Here is a 20,369-nt window from a genome sequence, read left to right on the forward strand (position 1 = left end):
ACTCACATATACCAATTTTCTAATTATTCAATTTTGTTGTTGCTATTATTTTATTTAATATTCGTATAATTTCTGATAAATCCTTCAAAAGCATTTCACAATCAGGATAAGCTTTATGAGCATGGCATAAAAACAACCAATATTCTGTTTCGTCCGCCTCTTTAATCGCTATTTTTAACTTATGTATAAAATCAGCTTTGCTTTCGGCATTTTGCGATTCTTTTGAATTCGCCCCTATTGAAGTTCCACTTTTAAGTAATTGATTAGCAATTACAAACTTCTTTGTTTCTTGTAATGCTTCTGTGTAATCAATTATTCTCAAAGCGAAATCAAATGTTTTAACCAGAAGGGCATTACCTTTATATTTTTCGTTGAAAGTCATGTTTTTAAGATAGATAATTAGTCAATACCGATAGTTAGTCAATTATTATAAACAGAATATTTAGTACACTCGATTATTAATTATCTAATTTTCACGTTACCTAATTATCTAATTTTTCTTATTCTACCCAAGATTTGTAATACTGTCCATCATCTATTCCCATGGCTTCTTCAGTAACCATCAAGGGTCTAAAAGTATCTACCATTACCGCTAATTCTTGTGTTTCTTTATGCCCAATACTACGTTCCATTGCTCCAGGCGCTGGTCCGTGAGGTATTCCTTTTGGATGCAATGTTATATGACCTTGTTCGATATTATTACGAGACATAAAATCGCCATCTACATAATAAAGAACCTCGTCACTATCAATATTACTATGATTGTAAGGTGCCGGAATTGATTTAGGATGATAATCGTACAACCTTGGCACGAAGGAACAAACGACGAAAGTCGAAGTTTCGAAAGTTTGATGAACTGGTGGTGGTTGGTGAACTCTTCCTGTTATAGGTTCAAAATTATGAATACTAAAACCGTAAGGAAAATTATAACCATCCCATCCTATCACGTCAAAAGGGTGTGTTGCATAAACCACCTCATGCATCATGCCCTCTTTCTTTATTTTGATCAGAAAATCTCCTTTTTCATCATGTGTTTCTAGTTCTGTTGGCAAAATAAAATCACGTTCACAAAAAGGGGAATGTTCTAAATGCTGACCTGATTCATTTTTATAGCGTTTTGGTGTATAAAAAGGAGCGAAAGATTCGACATAAAAAAGTCGATTTTCTTCGGTTTCAAAATCAATTTGATAAATCATACCTCGAGGAATAATTAGATAATCACCATATTCAAAAGGAATATTTCCCATCATGGTACGTAATTTTCCTTTTCCCTTATGAATGAAAATCATTTCATCAGCATCGGCATTTTTATAGAAATAATCACGCAATGATTTTCTTGGAGCTGCTAATCCTATGGTACAATCTTTATTAAGCAACATAGCCTTTCGACTGTCTAAAAAATCGTCTTCAGGTTTTAGTTCAAAACCTTTTAATAATAAAGATTTTATGTTTTTTCCGATAGCAATTTTGGGTTCTACAGAATACGATTTTACAATCTCTTTAATTTGAGTGGGTCTGTGCACATGATACAACAAAGAAGCATGTCCGTTAAAACCCTCTGTTCCAAAAAGCTGCTCGTAATATAGACCACCATTTGGTTTTTCAAATTGCGTGTGTCTTTTTTGGGGAAAGCTCCCCAATTTGTGGTATATAGGCATGATTATTTGAGATTAGAAAATTTATCAATTCTTAAATTCGATCAATTAATAAGGAGACATGAGCAAGAATAGTGTACGTACAAAATTTTAGAATTCTCTAATGTGCCTTCTTATTTAAATAAAATATTATTCAGGATTTCTTTTGATAAGAAATTGCAGATATCCCAATAAACCGTTCCAAGTTGTTTTCATAATAACAAATATCGGAATTTTTTTTATTATAAATTAAATTTAAAATATAAACCCAATACTAAACCACGTAAAACCTTTGGGAAGTTCAGGAGACCAAGAGTACTTGATCTCTATAGGACCAATTACGGTTTCTAAACCATAACCCACAGCATATCCTGAATATTTAGGAAAAGAAACCCATTCTACCGATTCAAAAATTCGATTTCCAGCGTTTGCATAATTGGCAGAAAAATTGACATGATTTTTTTTATAAAATTCATAATCTAATGTAACCGTAGATTTGATATAACTATTAGCCACTATACTTAAATAATCATAACCATAAAGGTATTTAAACCCATTTAGAGGATTGTAACCATAGCCTCCTAATATAAAATTAAAGTAAGGAACACTTTCTTGTCCAAAGGAAAAACCTGCATCAGTTTGAAATTTTACAGTTGCATGATCAAATACCGTTGCAACCACACCAAAATCACCTTTGGCTATTGAAAAAGGTTGAAAGTTACCCGCATAATCGGACGAAATTAAATACGATTGTAGGTCTCCCGAAAAATACCATCCTTTTTTTGGAAAATATTTATTGTCAAATGAATCAAACTTCATGTAAGCAAAAAGACTTAGATAACTACTTTTATCAATTGTAGGATTTACATCGGCTAAGGTTTCTGATTTTATTTTTAAAAACTTAAGTTCTGCTCCACCTCCCACTAAAAACTTTTGCACAAACAAAGATTGAAAATACAATTGATTGGTTAAATCTGAAAAATCAACGTTAATAGAATTTAAAAGAGGAGATGCTGCTGCAATAGTACTAATTTCTTTGCCTATGTTTCTATTAAATTGATTGTAATGAGACTTAAAACCAATGCTTAAATTAAAACCATTTTCGATATAATAATCTAGATTATAGCGAAAATTATCTCCCAGAATAATATCTAATGACGCTATATCATTTTTTAGAAGTGCTTTTTTACGAGTCAAATTTACTAAAACACCACTTTTGAATAAATTATCATAATGAAGTCCAAATTTCAGATACGTTTTTGTGGGGTTTTCTTTCAAACTAAGGTTTAAATCAACTCCTTCCTTATTCGGTTCAAATGAATACGAGATCGAACTAAAGTTTTGTGTTGCATTGATGTTATTGATTCCTTTTAGCAAATCATTATAACTGATATTTGTTCTGGGCTTAAAACGCAATTTTCCGCTGATGTACTCTTTTGTATAATCTTCTAAACGATTGGTGTTAATCGCTCTAATTTGCAAACTATCCGAACGGAGAATTAATCTTGGTTTTTTGTACGGATTGGATTCATCTGTCAATTGCCTCAACTGTTCAAAAACTCCAAAAGCAGCCTCTTCTCCTTTGGTAATAATTTCTTTTCCTTTATCAAAAGAAATAACGCCATATTGTGTAATGTCTGGTTTTATATAAACATCTGTATCTGCTACATTTTTCTTCATTCGTTCTATGGATTGAAGATTAGTAATCTGAACCAAAATTTTGGTAGCATCTTTTAGCTGATGTCTGTCTAATAAATCGTTTTGCACATCTACACCTATGATAATATCTGCGCCCAATTTACGAATCTCCTCAATAGGATAATTGTTAACAACTCCACCATCTACTAAAATTTGCCCATCAATTTCTACGGGAGAAAATAACGAAGGAAATGCAGAACTTGCAATCATTGCTTGCGCCAAGTTTCCTTTATTCAAAAGCACTTCTTTACCCGTTTCTATGTTGGTACCAATACATAAAAAGGGTGTGGGAAGCTGATTGAAATCCTTAATGTCTCTAACATTTCTGGTAATCCTACTCAATAAATTATAATTGTACATCCCTTTTGACAAAGCTTCGGGAATTCCTATCTTAAATTTGTTAAAAGGCAAAACGAGCGCATACAACTCCTCATTTCTTCTTTCATAGAAATTTTTTGAAGATCTTGGAATAAAATCATTGATCAACTTATTGAAATCGGTTTCTTGAAATATCGAATCGATTTGAGCTGCATTGTATCCGGTGGCATAAAGTCCGCCAATAACCGCACCCATGCTAGTTCCTCCAATATAATCTACTTTTACTCCGGCCTCTTCTAGTACTTTAAGCACTCCAATGTGTGCAAATCCTTTTGCCCCTCCTCCGCTCAAAACCAAACCTATTTTAGGTTTTTTTTGTTCTTGTGCGAATGTAATTTGGGAGAAAATAAAAATAGTAATTAGAGAATATACGAGTTGTTTAGAAATTCTATTTAAGCCCCAGATAGAAGTAAAAAGCCTTGATGCTGAAAAATCTATTTTTTCTTGAAAAAAAAGAGCGCCCCTAGAAGCTCCTTTTTTTGTATTAGAAAAAAAGATTTTTTGCAGAGAGCTTGAAACGAATAGCTGGAAAAGGCTCATAAAGAAAAGAATTAATTATTCTGGTAAAATTCGACAATTTTTTTGGCTTTTGACACACCTATAACGTCAGAAATTTCTTTTTCAGTGGCTAATTTCAATCTTTTAACACTTTTAAAGTGCTGGATCAAAGTCAACATTGTTTTCTCACCAATTCCGGGAATGCTCTCTATAGAAGAGTTCAGGGCCGCTTTACTTCTTTTATCTCGATGATGTGTGATTCCAAAACGGTGCGCTTCGTTTCGCAATTGTTGAATAATCTTTAAGGTTTCAGATCTTTTGTCTAGATATAACGGAATAGAATCCCCTGGATAAAATAGCTCTTCGAGACGTTTTGCAATACCAATTACGGTTATTTTTCCTCGCAAACCCAATTCATCAATACTCTTGAGCGCCGATGACAATTGGCCTTTTCCTCCATCAATAATGATTAAATTAGGTAGAGGTTCGTTTTCGTCGAGCAATCTTTTGTAACGTCTGTAGACTACCTCGGTCATGGAGGCAAAATCATCTGGACCTTCGACTGTTTTTATATTAAAATGACGGTAATCTTTCTTGCTTGGTTTTCCATCTTTGAAAACGACACAAGCGGCTACAGGATTTGTTCCTTGAATATTGGAGTTGTCAAAACATTCTATATGACGTGGTTCTACAGGCAAACGCAAGTCTTTTTGCATTTGCGCCATAATGCGTTTGGTATGACGATCTGGATCTACAATTTGCAATTGTTTGAGTTGTTCGATTCGATAGAATTTAGCATTCCGAATGGATAAATCGAGCACTTGCTTTTTATCTCCTAATTGCGGAACGGTAACTTTTACATTTTCGCCTACTTCAACTGCAAAGGGAACTACAATTTCGCGAGACAATAAATGAAAACGCTCGCGCAGTTCTATAATGGCAAGTTCTAATAGTTCTTCATCGGTTTCATCCAATTTCTTTTTGATTTCCATGGTGTGCGAACGAATAATTGAACCATGAGAGATTTGAAGGAAGTTAACATATGCGGCACTTTCATCAGAAACAATTGAAAAAACATCGATATTGGTGATTTTTGGATTTACAATAGTTGATCTGGATTGGTAATTTTCGAGAATTTCGATTTTCTCTTTGATTTTCTGCGCTTCCTCAAAGTGCATATCAGCGGCAAGATTTGTCATAACGCGCTTAAAATCTTTCATGCTTTCCTTGAAATTCCCTTTCAAAATCTCCCGAATAGCATCTACTTGTTTTTGGTAATTTTCTAAGGTCTCGTGGCCTTCACATGGTCCCATGCAATTACCAATATGATATTCGAGACAAACTTTAAATTTGCCGCTTTCGATATTGCTTTTACTTAAATCATAATTGCAAGTTCGCAACGGATACAACTCTTTAATCAATTCTAAAATAGTGCTTACGGTTTTGAAACTCGTATAAGGTCCAAAATATTCAGAGCCGTCTTTGACCATTCTTCTTGTAGCAAAAATACGGGAGAAAGGTTCTTTTTTGATACACAACCAAGGATAACTTTTGTCATCGCGCAACAAAACATTATAACGCGGTTGTAAGGTTTTAATTAAATTATTTTCTAATAAAAGCGCATCGGTTTCTGTAGGAACGACAATGTGTTTTATGGTAACAATTTTCTTTACCAGTACATTCGTTTTGGCCGTATCATGAATTTTATTGAAATAGGAAGAAACTCTTTTTTTTAAATTTTTGGCTTTGCCAACATACAAAATTTTACCATCCTTATCATAATATTGATATACGCCGGGATTGTCTGGCAAAGTCTGGATTTGAAGGGCTAAATTTGCTGGATTCATCTAACAAAGTTAATCTCTAAAATTACAAAATACAAACTAAAATCTTGATAAATAATGAGGACAAAAATTTTACACGAATTTTAGTTCCTAATTGGTTATTATAGTTATTTTTAGCTTTTCAAGAACTTATGATGAAAATTAACACGACTCCTATCACTCTTTTTGGTGAAACGATTAATCCCGGAGAAAGCAAGACGATCAATGTAGAAATTGCCCGTTTGCACAATACTACCAAACTGAACATGCCTATTATTGTTCGTCGCTCCAAGTTTGACGGACCTATTGTCCTTTTCTCGGCGGGCATTCATGGCGATGAAATAAACGGTGTTGAGATTGTAAGACAACTCATTAGCAAAAAAATTAACAAACCTAAAAGAGGAACCGTCATTTGCATCCCTATAATTAATGTTTATGGTTTTATTAATAAATCAAGAGAATTTCCTGATGGGCGAGATTTAAACCGAGTGTTCCCTGGAAGCAAAGCGGGATCATTAGCGAGTCGATTTGCCTTTCATATTCTGGCTCAAATCATGCCATTGGTAAACTACGCCGTCGATTTTCATGCCGGAGGAGCCAGCCGATTTAATGCACCACAAATTAGAATCGCTCATAATAATGAAGATTTAAAAATTCTAGCTGACGTTTTTAATGCTCCTTTTACCTTATATTCTAGAAACATTATTGGTTCTTTTAGAAACGCAAGCGAAAGAATGGATGTAAAAATGCTACTGTTTGAAGGTGGGAAATCTCTAGATATTAATACCTCTATTGCAGAGGAAGGTGTAAATGGAGCCAAAAGATTATTATCACATTTAGACATGTTAGATCCTAAACATACTGTTCCAAAACAATTATCCGATACTATTTACATCGAAAAGTCGGGTTGGTTACGAGCCAAATGTTCTGGTTTATTACACGATAATAATACGGTAGGATCATTTGTGAAAAAAGGAACTATTCTCGCTATTATAACTGATCCTTATGGTAAATTTGAACGAAAAGTAAAAGCACCCAACGACGGATATGTTATCAATGCTAATCATTCGCCAATTGTTTATGAAGGAGATGCGATTTATCATTTATCGAATGTTTTTGATGCTGAAGAAGGAGAATAAAAATTATTAAAATGAAAAAAACAGAATTAAGAATAAAATACAAAGCCTTACGAAAACAGCTTTCCGAAAATGAAACAGAGGAAATGAGTTTGGCTGTTGCCAATAAATTACTGACACTTCCCATTTGGGAGAAAACCTATTTTCATATTTTTTTACCAATAACAGAACATCATGAACTGAATACCGAATTTATTCTGCATTTACTTTCTGGAAAAGACAAGGAAATTATAATATCTAAAAGTAATTTTGAGACTAGAAATATGTCCCACTTTCTGTTGACTGATAATACAAAAATTAAAAAAAATGAATACAACATTCCAGAACCTGTTGACGGTATTGAAGTTCCATCACATAAAATAGAAGTGGTTTTTGTACCACTTTTAGCCTTTGACAAGAAAGGACATCGAGTAGGCTACGGAAAAGGATTTTATGACAAATTTCTATCAGAATGTAAACCCGAAACAATTAAAATTGGACTATCCTACTTTGAGGCTGAAGATTTAATTAAAGATGTTTTTGAGGATGATGTACCTTTGGATTATTGTGTGACGCCAGATAAGATTTATGAGTTTTAATAAATTTTTCAGCAATTTGAATACGGAAAAAAATTAAATAAAAAAGGAGCCCGATGTAACATCGAGCTCCTTTTATTTTAGATTAAATTAATGTTATTTAGGATCTAATATCTTCTCAATTCTCTTGATACAGTCTAGGTAATGGAGTTTTGTTTCTGCATTAGCAGCTCCACTTTTCGCCACTACTAATGTTGCTTTCAAAGCATTTAATTGCCCTCTCACTAAACCTCTTATATCCGATTGAGAAACATTGTAGTATTCTCTTGATGTTCCTACTTTTATTTCCTCATTCATTAAAAAAGCCATTCTTTCAATGTAAGCACGTTGCAAGTTTCTACGATAGATAGTAACATTGGAGGCAGCAGTAGCTTCTTTCCAGATTCCTTTTCGCATATCCTGAAGCATATCAGAAGCTGTATAATTATTAGCTCCTAATATTTCAGCATCCATAAGTCTTCCTATGCGATCAAAACTCAAAATAGTATTCAAATGTCTTACTTGTAAACTTCTGAAACGTTCTGTATATCCCGAATAATTAATGTTTTTTAATGTTGAAATATTCACTAACCAAGTTGGAGAAGCAAAAGCATTCGTTTGCAACCATTGCATGGCTTCTTGCTGTTTTACTTTTGGTACAACATCATAAATACTTCCTTGTTGGTTGGGTTTTTTAGTGTTTTCATACACACCACCCACATTCGTCACAACATGACCTACATATCTACCCCAAACATCCAGCATTTCTTTGTAAAGTTCTTCTAAATCCTCATAATTATTGGTAACATCACTTGTCCATTTTGACAAATTCGAAGCCACATATTCCAAATTTTTGAGTCCATAAGTACTCGCTTTCATCGAATTATTCCCAATATCTTCCGTTTGTGAGGTTGGGTCAAAAGAACTACTTTGTTTACCAAACTTATAGTTTAAATCTCCCGCTTTTTCTAAAATCCATTTGTCTAATGTAGGTACTTCTGATTCTGGACTAGTCGCATTTGGAATCACTCGATATCCCCAATTTAAAGCATAGTGATCATAAGGCCCCATTTGGCGAATGAAACGAACTCCTTTATCGCCAGGCTGAGCAATATAATTAAAACGAGCATAATCCATTAAACTTGCTGCAATTCCGTATTTCTGTGTGAAATCGGCATTTCTATAACTTTCTACATCATAAGCGCTACTCGCTCCCATATTATGCGGAAAACCGAGAGCATGACCTACTTCGTGCGCAATGACAAAACGCATCATTTCGCCCATTTCTTCATCAGAAGTATTTAAAGTTCTGGCAGAAGGATTCGCCGCTCCAGTCTCTAACAAATACCTGTTCCTGTACGAACGCAAATGATTGTGATACCAAATAACGTCGCTCTCAATAATTTCACCTGTTCTAGGATCAGAAACACTTGGTCCAACGGCGTTTCGAGTAGTACTAGCTACATAACGAATTACAGAATAACGAATATCTTCTGGACTAAAATCAGGATCTTCTTCTTTAGTTGGCGGATCTTTGGCAATGATTGCGTTTTTAAAACCTGCCGTTTCAAATGGTTTTTGCCATTCTTCAATTCCTTGCTTAATGTATTTGCGAAGCTTTTCTGGTGTTGCTGGATCTAAATAATAAACGATTGGTTTTATGGGCTCTACCAATTCTCCTCTAGCATACGCTTCTGGATCTTTGGGTTCTAATCGCCAACGACGAATAAAGGTTTTACTATCCGATTTTAACTCATTACTTCCGTAGTCTATTTGATCCATTGTAAACCAACCTACTCTAGGATCTGCTAATCTAGGAGTCATAGGAACTTCAGGCAACAAAATCATCGATTGGTTCATTTGTATACTAATCGTTTCGGCATCCTTCATTACTGGCGGATTTGAAGCATTATAAGTAAAATCTTGAACCACTTCAATATTCATGGGAAAACTTTTCATTGCCGTAATAAAACTTCGGGAATCATCCAATCCTTTCACTTTATAAGTTTCTCTCATTGCAGCAGACAAACCGCTTATTGCTTTTACATCTGTGCTATAAAACTTAGTAACATCAATAACCGTATTTTCAGTATCGGTACTAAAAGCTACAATATCAAAGGCAAATAAAACAGTTTCATAATTGTTATTCTTAACCGAGAGACTGATTGGCAAACTAGGATCAGCCACGGCGGTGTACGATTTAACTTTTAAGATAACCTTATCTTGAAAACGTTGCCAAACCACTAATTGCTCATTCGTTTCAGAACCAGCATTAACATAACCGCCGCCCAAATCAGAAGGCAGTTTTGAAATACGACTTACTAAAAGCATGTCTTTTTCTAGGAGTTTATTGGGAATTTCAAAATAATATTTCTTATCTACTTTGTGGACAGTGAAAAGCCCATCATCTGACTTTGCGTCTTTAGTGATCACTTTTCCATATTCCTTAATGGTTGTTTCTGGTTTTTTTTCAGGTACTGGTACATTAGTTTGTGCTAACTTCTCCTTTTCCTTTCTTGATTGAGCAAATTGAGTAGTGGGTATTAACAAAACTGAAGTAACAGCGGTCAAAATAAAAAACTTTTTCATTTATTATTTTTTAATGGTTATAGTTTTCCAAAAATAAATTTTAGCGTTAGAACATTTACAAATCCATAAAAAATTAACTTATGATTAACAAACGTAGCATCTTATTTAATAAACCACAATTTTCATTTAGAGTATAGTAGCTATTACAATAACCAATATCATATTTATCTGGATTGCAAAAAGAAAAGTGCCGTTCAATTTACTGAAAAGTGTAAATAAAAAAACCATCAAGAATATACTTGATGGTTTTTAATATTAGGAAGAAAATAAATTTAAGGCAATAAATCCAATACCAAAGAAGGAAACAATCCTAAAGCTATATTTAAAACAATGGCAACAACTGCAACTGCATAAATAACGAATGGTGTTGCTTTCTTTTCTTCGTTTGGTTCTTTAGTGTACATCGCTAAAATTAGTTTGAAATAATACCCCACACTTATAATTGAATTAACAACGGCAACGATAACTAAAACTAAATACCCAGACTCGATTGTTTGACTAAATAACACCAGTTTAGCAAAGAATCCTGCGAATATTGGAATACCAGCCATAGAAAGTAAAGATGCCGTTAAAACAGCTGCTAACAAAGGATTGTTTTTTCCTAATCCATGAAAATTAACAATGTCTTCATTGTCTCTGTTTTTACAAACATATATAATCACACTAAAAGCAGCTATACCAGCAAGTGCATAAGCCGAAGCATAGTATAATAAACTTCCCGCAGAAGTAGACAAACTTAGTAAGGTCATCAACATAAAACCAGCATGCGAAATACCAGAAAAGGCAAGCATTCTTTTTACATTATTTTGACGCAATGCCATAATATTTCCTATTGTCATCGAAGCCATAGAAATAACAACTACAACAATTTTGAAAGACTCAGAAATATCAGCATTCATAACAGAAAGCAATTTGTACAATGTTGCCATAGCGACTACTTTTGCCAAAGTACTCATTAAAGCAGTAGTCATCGTTGGAGAACCTTCATAAACATCCGGAGCCCAGAAATGAAAAGGTACAGCTGCAATCTTAAATAGCATTCCAATTGTAACTAAAACAATTCCGATAGGAAACCAAATTGGTAATTCTGCAGATTGCGACATCGCACTGATATCACTTACGTCAAAACTTCCCATAGCACCATAAATCATACAGATCCCAAAAAGAATAATACCAGAGGCAAAAGATCCCATTAAGAAATATTTCATTCCAGCTTCGTTACTTTTTAAATTTAAACGGTCACTTGCTGCAAGAACATAAAGTGCAATTGATAAAACTTCTATTCCTAAAAAGAACATTGCTAAGTTTCCAAATGAAACCATAGCTACTGAACCAGCAAGTAAAAATATTTTTATTGCAATATAATCCGAAATCTTTGATTGGTGTTTTTCATAAAAGTTATGACTTAAACCCACTAAGAAAATAGTAAGTACGATAAACAAAGACGAAAATGTTGTAGAAAACTTACTTACAACAATCATATTGTTATAATAACTTTCTGTTGAATTATATTCGGAAATTGTTAAGCCTAGAACGGCTAACAATCCAACGATTGTTATGGGCACTATGGCTTTTGTAAAATTAAAAATTTCAAATAAAAGGCATAAAACACCTAATCCTATTATAGCTATTAATGTATTCATTTTTTATCTGACTAGTTGATTCTATTAATTTGATTTAAAATTTCTTCAAGACTTGGTGTGATCAAATCTAATATTGGTTTTGGAAACATACCGAAAAACAACAAAACGGCAATTATTACTACCAATGTTATCCCTTCATTAATCGTTACATCTGCAAAAACTTTGGAATTCGTTTCCCCCAACATAGCATGTTGAAACATTCGCAGCATATAATAAGCTCCCAAAATAATGGTAGTTCCTCCTAAAACAGCATACCAAATATTGATTTGAGATAAACTATATAAAACAGTGAACTCACCAACAAAGTTAAAAGTAGCTGGCAATGAAATAGAGGCCATTACTAAAATTAAAAACATTGAGGTAAATCTTGGTGTCTGTGAACGAATACCACCCATTTCAGCAATTACTCTAGTTTCATATCTACGGAAAATAATTTCAGCAACATAAAACAAACCAACAACTACAAAACCGTGCGCAATCATTTGCAGAACAGCCCCACGCAATCCATCAAGAGTAAGTGTATAAGTCCCGGCAGCAATCAACCCAACGTGAGCTAGAGAGGAATAGGCTAGTAATTTTTTTAAATCTCTTTGTCTTAATGCTACTATAGAACCGTAAATAACTCCTGCTAATCCGATGGCAATAAAAATATACTTGTATTCATGCGCTGCTACTGGAGCTAAAGGCAATTGCCAACGAATGATACTGTACAATCCCATTTTAAGCATAATCCCAGACAAAAGCATAGTTCCAACTGTTGGTGCTTTTTGATACACATTAGCTTGCCAAGTATGAAAGGGAATCAAAGGAATTTTAATTGCATACGCTAAAAAGAAAGCTAAAAAGATCCATAATTGTTCAGTAGCAGATAAGTTTACTTTATATAAATCTTCAATTAAGAAGCTTCCTGCTTTTTGATATAAATAAACAAAAGCAACCAACATAAATAAAGAACCTGCAAGAGTGTAAATAAAGAATTTTACAACTGCTTTCCTACGTTCTTCTACATCTCCATTACCCCAAACTAAAGCAATGAAATAAATAGGAATAAGAGATAACTCCCAGAATATATAATACAACAAACCATCACTTGCTAAAAAAGTTCCCACCATGGCAAAAGACATGAATAGGATTAACGCATAAAATGATTTTGCATTTTTATATTCATTACCAAAAGAAGAAAAAGTAATAATTGCGGTTAAAATAGTGGTTAACAAAACCATTGCTAAGGAAAGTCCATCAGCTTTTAAAGCAAAAGAAACATTCGGTTTAGAGATCCATTGAGAGATGAAACTAATATTTTCACCTAAATTAAAATGGTTTAATAATACAATTGAGCAACCTGCAGCAGCCAATCCAAAGAACAACGCTACTTTAGAAGCTAGTTTATCGCCTGAGAGAAATGTCACTAAGGCACCGACAAAAAGTATAATTAATATTAGAGATACATTCATAGTATATATTATTGAGCTAAAAATAAATAGGAAACAATGGCACAAAGCCCAATTACAAAGGCAAAAAGATACAGACCAATACTTCCGGTTTGTAGTTTCTTCCCTTGATAACTTATTTCGTTAGTAACTTTTCCAAATCCAAAAACTAAAGCAGATAAACTTGTTTCTACCGTGTCTCTAAAGAAAACCGATAAAACATTTATTGGCTTAACAATAATGGCATCGTAAATTTCGTCAATATAATACTTATTGTAAAGCACTTTAGAAAAACCAGTTATTGCAGCATCAGTTGATGGCACACTATTTTGTTTAATATATTTTGCATAAGCTAAACCTATACCTACTATACCACCAATAACTGCGATAGCCATTAACATATATTCCGTATTTCCTAAATGGTGTTCAGCATTAGCTAATTTTGGCAAAATAGGAATTAAATATTCATTCAACCAACTATTTCCAGGTAAACTAATCAAACCACCTACAGTTGCAAAAATTGCTAAAACAATTAAAGGAATAGTGATTAAAGACGGACTTTCATGCAAATGATGTTTTTGCTCTACTGTACCTCTAAATTCTTTGAAGAAAGTTAAAAACATTAATCTGAACATATAGAAAGCAGTCATGATAGAGGCTACCGAACCAATAACCCAAAGAGGAATATTATGATGGAAAGCCACTAATAAAATTTCATCTTTAGAGAAAAAACCTGAAAATAATGGAACTCCAGAAATAGCTAAAGAAGCAATTAACATCGTCACGAAAGTAATAGGCATCGCTTTTTTCAAACCACCCATATTACGCATATCTTGTTCTCCTCCTAAAGCGTGAATTACAGAACCAGAACCCAAGAACAAACAAGCTTTAAAGAAAGCGTGTGTGATTACGTGAAAAACAGCCACTTCATAAGCACCTAAACCTAAAGCCAAGAACATCAATCCTAATTGAGAAACCGTAGAATAAGCTAAAACTTTTTTGATATCATTTTGAACAAGTCCTATAGTTGCAGCAAATAATGCAGTAACTGCACCAACTACAGCAATTATGGCTTGAACATCTGGAGTAATATCAAATAAGAAATTCATTCTAGTAATCATAAAGATACCAGCGGTTACCATTGTCGCAGCATGTATTAATGCTGAAACTGGTGTTGGACCAGCCATTGCATCAGGCAACCAAGTGTACAATGGTATTTGAGCTGATTTACCACAAGCTCCAATAAATAAAGCAAAAGCCGCAACAGAAATCATGGTCACTTTATCTTCTAAACCTCCCGTAAGAAAGATTGTTTTTAATGCGGTAAAATCTAACGTATTAAACAACATACCCACAATAAAAATACCAACCAACAATCCTAAATCTCCAATTCTGTTCATGATAAAAGCTTTCTTAGCCGCATCATTAAAGTCTTGGTTTTTATACCAAAACCCAATCAATAAGTAAGAACAAAGACCTACACCTTCCCAACCAATGAACATTACTAATAAGTTGCTTCCAATTACAAGGGTAATCATGAAGAAAACAAACAGATTTAAATAGGCAAAAAAACTATGCACCTTTTCATCATCGTGCATGTAACTGATCGAATATAAATGTATCAAAGATCCTATTCCTGTAACAAATAGCAACCATAAAACAGATAACTGGTCTAATAAAAAACCAAAATCAACTTTAAAATTACTGATTTGAATCCAATCAAATAATTGAATTTGGATCGCTTGCTTAGAAGCTGATATTTGACTGAAAAAATAAAGTGTTACCGCAAAAGAAACCGAAACAGCAAGTGTACCAATTATTCCAGATACCGTTTTTCCTAAACTTTTACCGAAGAAAACATTAATTAAAAACCCTAAAAAAGGAGCTAATAATAAGAGTAAAGCTAAATTCGTATTCATTATAGTTTATCCTTTTAAGTTTTTTAAATTATCAATTGTAATAGAACCTAAGTTTCTAAAAATAGAAACTAGAATAGCCAATCCCACCGCAACTTCTGCTGCTGCAACCGCCATAGAGAAGAAAACAAAAACTTGTCCCTCAGCATCTTGATGGTAGGTAGAAAAAGCGACGAACAAAAGATTCACTGCGTTCAACATAATTTCAATTGACATAAATACGATAATGGCATTTCGTCTATATAAAACTCCAAACACACCAATACTAAAAAGTATGACACTTAGGAAAATATAGTTTTCAATACCTATTTGATTTAAAATATTGTTCATATTACTTTTCTATTTTTTCTTTTTTAGACAATAACACAGCACCAATCATCGCAACTAAAAGTAAAATAGAAGCAAATTCAAAAGGAACCATATATTCATTCAACAGTATTTTTCCTAATACTTTAATAGATTGATAATCTTCACCAGTAGCAGTATATTCACCAACAATAGGTTTAGAATTAATAAAAATAGCTATCAAAACCAAGCATATCAAACAAAATGAAACAATCGCACCTAATCTTGTAATTCTAGGTTTGTGCACTTCTTTTTGCTCATTTAAATTCATTAACATTATCGTGAATAAAAACAAAATCATTATCGCACCGGAGTAAACAATAATGTGAACAATTGCTAAAAATTGAGCATTCAGCAATAAATAATGACCTGCAATAGAGAAAAAACAAATTACTAAATAGATAGCACTATGTATTGGATTTCTACTATAAATGGTCAGGAAAGCTGTTAATAATGTTATAAATGCTAAAATGCAGAATATAATTTGAACGGCAGTTGCATTCGCAAAATCGGGTATATGAATCATTACTTAACGTTTTTTAATTGAGCATTTTTCATTGCAATATCTAATGGCATGACCAATTTATCTTTTCCATAAATAAAATCTTCTCTTTCATAACTAGAAGGAACTAGTACTTTAGAAGTAGTCAAATAAATAGCATCTTTTGGACAAGCTTCTTCACACAAACCACAAAAGATACAACGCAACATGTTTATTTCATAAATCTCTGCATATTTTTCTTCTCTGTACAAATGTTTTTCATCAGCGCGACGTTCAGCTGCCTTCATGGTGATCGCTTCTGCAGGACATGATAAAGCACATAATCCACAAGCTGTACAATTCTCACGACCTTGCTCATCTCTCTTTAATTGATGTTGTCCGCGATAAACAGGGCTCATAGTTCGCACTTGCTCTGGGTACTGAATCGTTACTTTTCTTCTGAATAAATGCTGAATTGTAATTATCAAGCCTTTGACAATTGCAATAAGATACATTCTCTCCCAAAAATTCATCTCCTTGTTAGAGACTAGTTTTTTTCTTCCCGATAAGGATATACTTTCTATTGACATTTTTTATTTTTATTTGAAGCTTATTCCTGCTATTCGTTGCAATCTTTTTATTCGCTCCGCGAAAAAAAAGGATTTTCACTACTATCAGGGCTAGGGCTTTTCGGTACTACTTAAAATCCTAAATATGCAAAAATTTCTGCTCTCAAAATTACAACTCCAACTATCATAATATTAATGATAGACAACGGAATTAATATTCTCCAACCCAAATGCATTAGCTGATCGTATCTGAATCTTGGAATAGTCCAACGAACCCACATAAAGAAAAATATAAATCCGCATAATTTGATAAACAAAGCACCAAATCCTAAAACATTGGCAATATTTACACCCCAATTTTCAACTGCCCAACTCATTCCGGGATAATTATATCCTCCAAAAAATAAAACAGCTAAAATAGTGGATGAGATAAACATATTAGCATATTCAGCAAATAAATAAAATCCCATTTTCATAGAAGAATATTCTGTATGATACCCACCAATTAATTCACTTTCGCATTCCGCTAAGTCAAAAGGAGTTCTATTTGCCTCAGCAAAAGCACATATTAAAAAGATCACAAAAGACAATGGTTGATAAAAAACATTCCAATTCATCCCAGCTTGTTGTGCCGAAATTTCTCTTAAACTTAAGGTTCCTGTCATCATCAATAAAGCAATCATCGAAAGTCCCATAGCAACTTCATAAGAAACCATTTGAGATGCAGCACGAACTGCACCCATCAATGAGAACTTATTATTAGAAGCCCAACCTCCAATCATTATACCATATACTCCTACAGATACTACTCCGAAAAAATACAACAAACCAATATTCAAATCCGTAGCTTGTAATAAAATATCTCTTCCAAACAAATGCAATTTATCTCCCCATGGAATAACAGCACTGGTCATCAAAGCGGTACTCATAGCAATTGCTGGACCTACAAAAAACAAAAATCTGTTAGGTGTATTAGGTTCAAATTCTTCTTTTGAGAATAATTTTAAACCATCAGCAAGTGGCTGAAACAATCCAAAAGGGCCGGCTCTATTAGGACCAACACGATCCTGAAGCCAAGCAGCAACCTTACGTTCTGCCCATGTAGAATACATCGCCATTAACATTGTTAAAGCAAAAACCGCAACAATTATGACACTTTTTTCTATAATAATAGTACTATCCATTATTGCCTAAACTTTTCTGATTAATAATATCCTCTTCAGTCAATGGAATTTCGGCCATACTTATTTTTTTACGGTCTTCTTCTCTACCTAGTAATATATTTTCTTCAGTAGCAATCTCAACTTTCTCTAACTTTCTAGTATAGTTATTTTGATTGATAACCGAATCTTTTTCAAATTCTCTTGGTCCTTCTATAGTCCAATCTGCAACATCTTTATGATCAAAACGGCAACCGTTACAAATAAATTCTTCTACTTCATGAAACTCATCTTTTCTACCCGTTACACGTTGTATTTCGTCACCAAACATCCAAACAGTAGTTTTTCCACAACATTTATCACAATCTCTGTGTGCGTTATAAGGTTTGTTGAACCAAACTCTAGATTTGAATCTAAAGGTTTTATCGGTCAACGCTCCTACCGGACACACATCAATCATGTTTCCAGAAAACTCATTGTCAATTGCTTTTGAAATACAAGTTGAAATATTAGAATGATCTCCTCTATCCATAACTCCGTGTACACGATCATCAGTCAGTTGATCTGCAACCATTACACAACGATAACAAAGAATACAACGATTCATGTGCAGTTGAATATTTTCACCAATATTTTCTGGTTCAAATGTTCTTTTTTCTTCTATGAAACGGCTTTCTGATTTCCCGTGTTCGAAGCTTAAATTTTGCAAATCACATTCACCAGCTTGGTCGCATACAGGACAATCTAATGGGTGATTTATTAATAAAAACTCTGTTACTGATTTTCTAGCTTCTTGAACTCTTTCAGAAGATTTGCTATTTACTTCCATACCGTCCATACAACCGGTAACACAAGAGGCCATTAATTTTGGCATTGGTCTTGGATCAGCTTCGCTTCCTTTAGCAACTTCTACCAAACAACAACGGCATTTACCACCGCTCCCTTTTAGTTTAGAATAATAGCACATTGCGGGCGGAACTACTTCTCCACCTATCATACGTGCCGCTTGCAGGATTGTTGTTCCTGGTTCTACTTCTATCGACTGTCCGTCTATTGTTACTTTCATTTATCTTTTTGTTTTTTTAGTTTAAGATTTAAATATTTATCTTCTAGGATAAAACCAAAAATCTTAAAACTTGAAACTAATTTAAACTGTTTGAATACCCATTAAATGCTTAACCGTAGAAAAAGGTTCCGCAACAAAGTGATCTCTATTTTTTATCTTTTCTGGGAAACGAATGTGATATTCGAACTCCTCTCTAAAATGACGAATCGCTGCCGCTACTGGCCAAGCCGCTGCATCACCTAAAGGACAAATTGTATTTCCTTCAATTTTACTTTGAATACTCAAAAGCAATTCGATATCTTCTTCACGTCCGTGACCGTTCTCAATTCTATGCAATACTTTTTCCATCCATCCTGTACCTTCACGGCAAGGAGAACATTGACCACAACTTTCATGGTGGTAAAAACGAGAAAAATTCCATGTATTACGCACAATGCAAGCAGTATCGTTGTAAACGATAAAACCTCCTGAACCTAACATAGAACCTGTCGCAAAACCTCCGTCACTCAACGACTCATAAGTCATCAAACGATCTTCACCGTTTGCCGTTTTATAAATTAAATTAGCAGGTAACACAGGAACAGAACTTCCTCCTGGCACGAAAGCTTTTAGAGGTCTATCAGAACTCATTCCGCCTAAATATTCATCAGAATTCATGAACTCATAAACACTTAAACCCAATTCAATTTCGTAAACGCCAGGATTTTTAACATGTCCTGAAGCTGAAATTAATTTGGTTCCCGTAGAACGACCAATACCAATTTTTGCATAATCTGCACCTGAATTATTGATAATCCAAGGTACCGTAGCAATAGTTTCTACGTTATTTACAACAGTAGGATTAGCCCAAAGACCCGAAATAGCAGGAAATGGTGGCTTGATACGAGGATTTCCTCTTTTTCCTTCTAATGATTCTATTAAGGCAGTTTCTTCACCACAAATATAGGCTCCAGCTCCACAATGAACATAAAGTTCTAAATCGTATCCTGAGCCTAATATGTTTTTACCCAAGAATCCAGCAGCTTTAGCTTCGTTAATGGCTTTTTCTAGTATTTTATAAACCCACATGTACTCTCCACGAATGTAGATATACGATAGGTTTGCTCCTAATGCATAGCTCGAAGTAATCATACCTTCAATCAATAAATGAGGAATAAATTCCATCAAATAGCGATCCTTGAAAGTTCCCGGCTCAGATTCATCAGCATTACAAACTAAATGTCTTGGTTTTCCTGATTTTTTATCAATAAAACTCCACTTCATTCCAGCAGGAAATCCAGCACCACCACGACCACGTAATCCAGAAGTTTTCACTTCTTCAACCACTTCGTCAGGTGTTAAGGTTTTTAACGCCTTTTCTACCGAAGCATACCCTCCGTTTGCACGGTAAACATCATAGGTTTTTATACCCGGAACGTTTATTTTATCTAATAATATTTTTTGTGACAT

General features: G+C 33.9%; 16 protein-coding genes. 2 read left to right on the forward strand and 14 right to left on the reverse strand.

The window, feature by feature from the left end; genetic code table 11:
• Positions 1 to 19: 19 nt before the first annotated feature.
• From MW871_RS00225 to uvrC, 4 genes are all read right to left on the reverse strand, one after another.
• A complete protein-coding gene (locus MW871_RS00225) occupies positions 20 to 382 on the reverse strand; it encodes a four helix bundle protein (RefSeq protein WP_188049101.1) in 363 nt (120 codons plus the stop codon).
• Between the two features lie 118 nt (positions 383 to 500).
• The gene (locus tag MW871_RS00230) at positions 501 to 1,658 is read right to left on the reverse strand and encodes a homogentisate 1,2-dioxygenase (protein ID WP_188049102.1); all 1,158 of its coding nucleotides are present in this window, start codon (positions 1,656 to 1,658) and stop codon (positions 501 to 503) included.
• Between the two features lie 231 nt (positions 1,659 to 1,889).
• Positions 1,890 to 4,250 (reverse strand): patatin-like phospholipase family protein, encoded by a 2,361-nt coding sequence (locus MW871_RS00235; protein WP_248427184.1) that lies wholly within the window; start codon positions 4,248 to 4,250, stop codon positions 1,890 to 1,892.
• Positions 4,251 to 4,261: 11 nt separating this feature from the next.
• Positions 4,262 to 6,055, reverse strand: a complete 1,794-nt coding sequence (gene uvrC, locus MW871_RS00240; protein WP_248427185.1) for an excinuclease ABC subunit UvrC — start codon at positions 6,053 to 6,055, stop codon at positions 4,262 to 4,264.
• A gap of 131 nt (positions 6,056 to 6,186) precedes the next feature.
• On the opposite strand from uvrC, the gene MW871_RS00245 reads away from it, so the two are divergent.
• Positions 6,187 to 7,170, forward strand: coding sequence for a succinylglutamate desuccinylase/aspartoacylase family protein (locus tag MW871_RS00245; RefSeq protein ID WP_188049105.1), 984 nt, complete (start codon positions 6,187 to 6,189; stop codon positions 7,168 to 7,170).
• An 11-nt stretch (positions 7,171 to 7,181) separates the two neighbouring features.
• Positions 7,182 to 7,745 carry a 5-formyltetrahydrofolate cyclo-ligase gene (locus MW871_RS00250; protein ID WP_248427186.1) on the forward strand — a complete coding sequence of 188 codons (564 nt, stop codon included), beginning with the start codon at positions 7,182 to 7,184 and terminating at the stop codon, positions 7,743 to 7,745.
• Between the two features lie 93 nt (positions 7,746 to 7,838).
• On the opposite strand, the gene MW871_RS00255 is transcribed toward MW871_RS00250, so the two are convergent.
• The 10 genes from MW871_RS00255 to nuoF all read right to left on the reverse strand — a co-directional run bounded on the left by MW871_RS00255 (position 7,839) and on the right by nuoF (position 20,369).
• Positions 7,839 to 10,310: a zinc-dependent metalloprotease gene (locus MW871_RS00255; protein ID WP_248427187.1), complete on the reverse strand. Its 2,472-nt coding sequence runs from the start codon at positions 10,308 to 10,310 to the stop codon at positions 7,839 to 7,841.
• Between the two features lie 272 nt (positions 10,311 to 10,582).
• Positions 10,583 to 11,953: an NADH-quinone oxidoreductase subunit N gene (locus MW871_RS00260; RefSeq protein ID WP_210644935.1), complete on the reverse strand. Its 1,371-nt coding sequence runs from the start codon at positions 11,951 to 11,953 to the stop codon at positions 10,583 to 10,585.
• An 11-nt stretch (positions 11,954 to 11,964) separates the two neighbouring features.
• On the reverse strand, positions 11,965 to 13,407 hold the full coding sequence (locus tag MW871_RS00265; protein ID WP_248427188.1) for a complex I subunit 4 family protein: 1,443 nt from the start codon (positions 13,405 to 13,407) through the stop codon (positions 11,965 to 11,967).
• Positions 13,408 to 13,415: 8 nt separating this feature from the next.
• Positions 13,416 to 15,302 (reverse strand): NADH-quinone oxidoreductase subunit L, encoded by a 1,887-nt coding sequence (gene nuoL / locus MW871_RS00270; RefSeq protein WP_248427189.1) that lies wholly within the window; start codon positions 15,300 to 15,302, stop codon positions 13,416 to 13,418.
• Between the two features lie 6 nt (positions 15,303 to 15,308).
• A complete protein-coding gene (nuoK, locus tag MW871_RS00275; RefSeq protein WP_188049111.1) occupies positions 15,309 to 15,629 on the reverse strand; it encodes an NADH-quinone oxidoreductase subunit NuoK in 321 nt (106 codons plus the stop codon).
• A 1-nt stretch (position 15,630) separates the two neighbouring features.
• Positions 15,631 to 16,170, reverse strand: coding sequence for an NADH-quinone oxidoreductase subunit J family protein (locus tag MW871_RS00280; RefSeq protein WP_188049112.1), 540 nt, complete (start codon positions 16,168 to 16,170; stop codon positions 15,631 to 15,633).
• Positions 16,170 to 16,715 carry a NuoI/complex I 23 kDa subunit family protein gene (locus MW871_RS00285; protein WP_210644940.1) on the reverse strand — a complete coding sequence of 182 codons (546 nt, stop codon included), beginning with the start codon at positions 16,713 to 16,715 and terminating at the stop codon, positions 16,170 to 16,172. Before MW871_RS00285 ends, MW871_RS00280 begins: the two co-directional genes overlap by 1 nt.
• A gap of 110 nt (positions 16,716 to 16,825) precedes the next feature.
• Complete coding sequence (nuoH, locus tag MW871_RS00290) at positions 16,826 to 17,878, reverse strand: NADH-quinone oxidoreductase subunit NuoH (RefSeq protein ID WP_188049114.1); 1,053 nt, start codon at positions 17,876 to 17,878, stop codon at positions 16,826 to 16,828.
• Complete coding sequence (locus MW871_RS00295; protein WP_188049115.1) at positions 17,871 to 18,920, reverse strand: NADH-quinone oxidoreductase subunit G; 1,050 nt, start codon at positions 18,918 to 18,920, stop codon at positions 17,871 to 17,873. The genes nuoH and MW871_RS00295 overlap by 8 nt, the downstream gene beginning before the upstream one ends.
• 81 nt (positions 18,921 to 19,001) lie before the next feature.
• A complete protein-coding gene (nuoF, locus tag MW871_RS00300) occupies positions 19,002 to 20,369 on the reverse strand; it encodes an NADH-quinone oxidoreductase subunit NuoF (protein WP_188049116.1) in 1,368 nt (455 codons plus the stop codon).

The sequence above is a fragment of the Flavobacterium pygoscelis genome, from assembly GCF_023162025.1.
Taxonomy (GTDB): Bacteria; Bacteroidota; Bacteroidia; order Flavobacteriales; family Flavobacteriaceae; genus Flavobacterium; species Flavobacterium pygoscelis.